A 5895-nucleotide genomic window follows, 5' to 3' on the forward strand; every position below is an offset into this window, starting at 1 on the left:
CATCTCCACTATATTTGTATAACCTTCTTGCATAGCCAAATCCAAAGGTGTTTTACCATCCTTGTCTTTAGCGTTAATATTAGCACCTTTATTGAGAAGAAGTTTGACTGTACTTGGTTTATTTCCTTGTATAGCTAAATGTAAAGGTGTTCTACCGCTATTAGTTATATCATTAATACCACTAAGATCTCTGTTCAAAATAAATTCAATTACTTCAAGTGTACTATCATGTTGAGCAGCTACATGCAAAGGTGTTTCACCATCTTTATTTTTAACCTTTAAGCTAGCTCCCTCTTCGACAAGATATTCTACTACTTTCACATGACCATTATTACAAGCGTTATGTAAAGGAGTATTATCACTATTATCTTTCGCTTCTAAACTAGCACCTTGGCTAACAAGAGCCTTGACTCTATTAAGATCATCACCGTTTACTACAGCCAACAATTCTTTATTTAAACCTGACTGTGCTTTTTTCAAAAATTCTTTTATATTTTCTTTAACAGCCAAGTCTAAAGGTGTGTTACCATCTTTATTTTTAGCCTTTAAGCTAGCTCCCTTTTCGATAAGATATTCTACTACTTTTAAATGACCATTTTGAGAAGCATAATGTAAAAGAGTGTTACCATTGCTATCTTTCACCTCCAAGCTAGCACCATGGCTAACAAGATCATCAACTTTATTAGGATCACCATTTTTCACCGCAGACAACAATTCTTCATCTAATCCTGATTGTATCTGCTTTATCATTTCTACTATATTTATGTAACCCTTGTGATCAGCCAACTCTAAAGGTGTTTTATTGTCTTTATTTTTAGCCTTTAAACTAGCTCCCTTTTCGATAAGATATTTTGCTACGTTAAAGTGACCATTATTACAAGCATTATGTAGAGGAGTATTATCATTATTATCTTTAGCTTCTAAATTAGCACCTTGAGCAATAAGATCTTCCACTTTATCAAAAGTGCCCTCTCGTGCATTGATTGACAATCCTTGATCCATCTGCGCTCTCTTCAAAAGCTCTATCATATCTCCTTTAGTAGCTAAGTCTAAAGGTGTTCTATCATTCTTATCTTTAGCATTGACACTAGCACCTCTATCAAGAAGAAGTTTTGCTACGTTCAACCTTCCTGCTTCAACAGCAAGATCTAAAGGCTTTTTATCATCTTTGTCTTGAGATTCGATGGCAGCACCTTCATCAAGAAGAAATTGAGCTATATCCAAATTACCCCCTTGAGCAGCAAAATGTAAAGGCGTTCCCTGATACGTTATCTCATTATTAAATTTTGCACCGTTACTAATAAGAAGTTTGACCACACCCCATTTACCTGACTGAGCAGCATAAAGTATCGGTGTCCAATCACGCCCGTCTTGAACTTCGATACTTGCACCTCTGTCAAGAAGGAATTGAACCATATCCAAATTATTTCCTGATGCAGCAAAGTGTAAAAGTGTTTTACCTTCCTTGTCTTGAGCATCAATATTAGCTCCTCTATCAAGAAGAAGTTTAACCTTATCAAATTCACCCGCCTCGGAAGCAAGATGCAACAGTGTTCTGTCAAGTTTACCTTGAGCATTTATGTCTCCACTGTTTGGAACCTCTAAATGTATAGAACTCTCTTGTGAATTAACAATAGAACTCACATTATTTAATTTATCAATACTATCTGAATTATGTATTTTATCTACTTCATTACTTAATAATATCTCTTTGTCAGTAAATTTTATAGATAATGTTTTCATTTCAGGTTCTTTATAGAAATCTCTAAAATATATAATACACAACTCATTTGCTTCTATGCCAGCATTAAAGGCATTGGTAACTATCAAGTCATATTTATCATGAAGGTAGGTATACCGCCCTGCTTTTTTAGATATAATTAGTTTACTATTTTCTTCTATGTCTTGAGGTCTTACTACAATAATTTTCTCATCAGAAATAAAGAATGAAGACTTTAAATCTAGATTACCATCTATTTCCACCGGTGCATTATCAAAAATAATTTGTAGTTTTTTATACCACTTATTTATAAGTGCATCCTTCAGCCTAACTGTTATTACATCTTGCTGCAAGCCGGTAGCTGATATAGATAACTTAATTAATAAATCACTTTTGTCTTTAATAACCGTTGGTATCGGTTTTATACTCAAATCCCTATCTACTTGCTGTACCAGCTGATGTAAATCTAATATACTTCTTAAACTTTTCTTTCCATTGACACCCTCATTAATGATTACCTCTTGAATAGGGAAGTTTTCAATATCAAGTGTTTCATGACCTGAAGTAATTGTACATACATCGTTTCCGCTTAGAACAATATTTTTTCTCCCACTTGCATTGAGTTCACTACAAACATCTCTCCTCATAGAATCCGCAGCGTTGCTTCTCCCTCTATTATTTAAACAACTATCTAAATCTAACTTATTTTTTGACTGATTTAAAAAGGTGTGCCTTTCAACATCTTCAACTATAGTAGATATTCTACTTGCTATTTGCTGACTATTTTCTTCAGTCAATATTGACTGATAGTCTACTACACTTTGATTATAACCATTTGACCCTTGTATACTACGTCTCTTGCAAGTAGATCCACAATCTTCAATCTTCCAAACACCATTGGTAACACTTTCCCCTGATTTCCAAGTGAACACATACCGCCTATCCTTGTCACAATTGTTTAAGTGGTACATACAATCATTATTAGGTGAGTACAAGTACCTTCCATACTCAACATTCTTTAGATACACATTATCGCCATTGAGCTCAACCTTCCACTTAAATTGATCACTATTTCCATTTGAAGGCCAAGTGAACACATACCGCCTATCCCTATCACAATTGTTTAAGTGGTACATACAATCATTATTAGGTGAGTACAAGTACCTTCCATACTCAACATTTTTAATACATACCTCTGATGAAAATACCGCATTTCTCACTGACTCTGGTAATTTACTTTTTAGCCTTTCAAGATCAGATCTTTTTTCTGAACTGACCCCGGAATATTTATTAGAATTCACTGTACTTTTAATACGGTGAGCTAACTCAAATACTGCACCATCGTTCTTCGGCATTTTATCAAACACAGCCATATAACCTGAGATACTCTGACCAGGGTTATTATGACTGTATATAAACCTTAATATTTCTTTTTTATCTACTTGCCAGTATACGTCACTTACAGCTTCCTTAATTGCTCTATCAAACAACTTTTCATCAAAATTATAAATCTCATCCAAAAGTTCAATAGTCGAAGCACTACGATTATGCAGCATACCATCCTTTAGCACCTTTTTTGCTGTACTTTTTATCGAACCTTTTAAACTACTTATACAAAACTCTACCAATCTTTTTGCGTTAGATGGAATATTTGCTTGGTTAACAACTTCCTTCTTTAAAAATTCAACCTGTTTTATCATTTTAAATGCGTCATTACTTTTAGTCTTGATCCTGTTACAAAGAAGTTCAATTACACCTAAGTCATTATTGTAAGCGGCTAAATATAGAGGTGTTCTACCATCGTTGTTTTTAGCCTCGATATCAGCACCTCTATCAAGAAGAAGATTAATTACGTTTTGCTTTGCTTCTTCAACAGCCAAATGCAGGGGTGTCTTACCCTCCTTACTTCTAATTTCAATACTAGCACCTTTATCTATAAGAAAGCTAACCATATCAGGATTACCATAATGAACAGCATAGTGCAAAAGTGCCCAATTATCATCGTTACAACTAGTTAAAGCATTAATGTCACCTTTCTTCTCTAAAAATGATTTAAATACACTTTCACTTAATTTCACATTACCGTTGTAAACAGCATAATGCAAAGGCGTCCATTTTTGTGAACACTGACTTTTATGTTCAACATCAGCAGTACTTTTTTTAGCAGTTTTATCAAGAAGAGTTTTGACTTCATCCCATTTACCTTCATAAACTGCTGTGCTTACCAAAGGTTTCAATACCCCCAATCCTGAAGTTATCATCCACTTATTGCACTGATCTATGATGTTTGAATCATAACCATTCAGCAAAAGGTTATTTTCTAACTTTTCAAGCAATGTCAAAATCTGATTACTACTTGGTGTTTTATTTTTGAGTTCCTCGATTTGCTCTAAACTACAGAAATTTTCTGTAAAGCTAACTCGGTCCTGGAGTGAAGAAAAACCAAGACATTGATGTGTTGGTTCTTTGTTTTCTCTTTCAAAATCGTCAACTGATATTAAACATTTAAAGTCATTTTCCACTTTAGGGGTATATTTACTTCTATTTTAGTAATTTTCTGAAGCTTTATCAATTAAAGCTTGTATTTTTCTTGCCTCGGATAAATTGAATCTATCTAATCTACGGATTACTATCGGTTCTAAACCTAGATCAAATTCTAATGTAGAAATTCTATAAGATTCAGAATTATTCCAATTCTTTATATTGATTGTGTGATTGGATACTTCATCAGAAAACACCAAATCTGTGTTACTACTAGAAACTCTAATCCGATCTGGAGTAATATTCTTCAGTATCATTACTCCTGTACGCTTTTCATCTTCCTCTATCGAATTTAAAGTACCATTTTGATTATGTGTAATATCGACAGACTCAGTGAAGTCTATAGTGTATTCTTTTACAGTTTTCTCATAATCACTCTTAAGTTTATCTTGATAGTCCATTATTCCATTAACTTCTTGCTGTAAGCCAAGATATGAGGAAAAATTACCATCATTCCACAGAAAAAAATTAACGTTTCTCCATTTACTTTGATTATCATAAAAATTTTCTACTTTTATTATAAAAGGAACCTCGTTATTCCTTATCAGTAAAAGATGATCTTTGTTTCTATATCGCTCAATATCTTCAAGACGGGAATCTATCACTACATGATCATCTTGAAAATCTTTAGGTAACACAAACATGTTTTGAGCTTGTGTAGCGTGGAAAAAAGGAACTAATTTACCTTTTTCTGAGGAAGAACACGACATTGACTGTACATAAGGAATAAATGTTTCTCCTTTTTTATTCATAATTACGAGATGTCTATAATTACGATCTTGAAGATAGTTTTTTACTTGAATACTAGTATTATTATAGTTTAAATGTAAGTTACATTGTTGGACTAAAAAATCTTTTTCAACCTCTGGCATAAATAGCGTATCCGCTTTTTCATCATCTGAATAATTATCAATCTGAATTTCTTTGTTACCTATACCATCAGCAATAATATACACGTCACTTCCTTTTCCTCCTCTCGCAAATATAGTACCTTGATCGAAGTTCATTACATCATCTTCCTGAGAACCAAAAACCATATTTGGAACTGCACTATTACCATGATTCTGTACTCTATCTCTGATAACACTAAAGACTTTGTAATCCTTGTTATTGTTTAGAATTTTCTTGTAATGATTTTCTATGTCATCAAAGTTATCTAGAGAATGTTCTGAATGTAATTCAAATGAATTAATTTCTATAACTGATGAGTCTGACCTTTCAATTTTAGGAACAATATTACTACCATTTTTGTCTATTAGTGCAAAGTGAGGTTTATTATTGCTTTGCTCAACATAATTTTTTATATCAAGAGTAAATTTGTTGTCTTGACCCAAATTTATTTTTAAAGATAAAGTGTTACTGCTTGTAGAGTAAGTTATTTGATCACAATCACCTAATAAATCAATTTCTGGAAAAATTATAGTTCCTGTTCCATCTACATCAATTTCTGAATATAAATCCCTACCTTTATAGTCTGCAGTTTTTACGTAAAAAGTATAACTGCTCTTTCCACCCTTGACTGTAGTATACGGCAAAATAATTACTTTTTTACAATTTTCAACTACATCTTTCTCATTGTTGTTAGAGCCACCACCACTATCTATGATAACGTCACGATCATCGATTCCTGTAAA

At 32.9% G+C, this 5895-nt stretch carries 2 protein-coding genes; both read right to left on the minus strand.

All coding sequences use genetic code 11. The features are described 5' to 3' along the window. Nucleotides 1-4242, minus strand: a 4242-nt coding sequence (locus DM84_RS04405) for an ankyrin repeat domain-containing protein (protein WP_250778623.1), incomplete at its 3' end; no start/stop codon positions are given. 24 nt (nucleotides 4243-4266) lie between these two features. Continuing rightward, on the minus strand, nucleotides 4267-5895 hold a 1629-nt coding region (locus DM84_RS04410; RefSeq protein WP_250778625.1), incomplete at its 5' end, for a hypothetical protein.

It is taken from the genome of Wolbachia pipientis (genome assembly GCF_023661085.1).
Taxonomy (GTDB): Bacteria; Pseudomonadota; Alphaproteobacteria; order Rickettsiales; family Anaplasmataceae; genus Wolbachia.